Genomic DNA, 253 nt, shown 5'->3' with positions numbered 1-253 from the left:
GAAGAGCTGGCCACTGGAACTAGATATCAACCTAAAAGCGGCAGCGGCTCGCAGGAAAACGCGAAGCCACGACCATTCTTGCCGCTTTCATCACCCAGACATAAAATCCCCCGCTAAAAAGCGGGGGATTTTTTTTTATAATTCTTCCTTTTTTTCCTCTAATGCAGGTAACTTCTCTTTTTTAGGTTTACCAAGCTTTATCACAAAGAAATATAAAGAAAGTAACGTAATAAGAAAAACAATTAAAAATGGA

Annotated in this window: 1 pseudogene; it reads right to left on the bottom strand. The window is 39.1% G+C overall.

What is annotated here, in order from left to right:
* Nucleotides 1-135: 135 nt before the first annotated feature.
* Nucleotides 136-253: pseudogene (locus KVT34_RS33120) on the bottom strand (DUF3935 domain-containing protein); the annotation flags it as partial.

Source organism: Paenibacillus sp. GbtcB18, assembly GCF_019091125.1.
Taxonomy (GTDB): domain Bacteria; phylum Bacillota; class Bacilli; order Paenibacillales; family NBRC-103111; genus Paenibacillus_F; species Paenibacillus_F chitinolyticus.
This window is presented reverse-complemented; position numbering and strand designations above follow the sequence as displayed.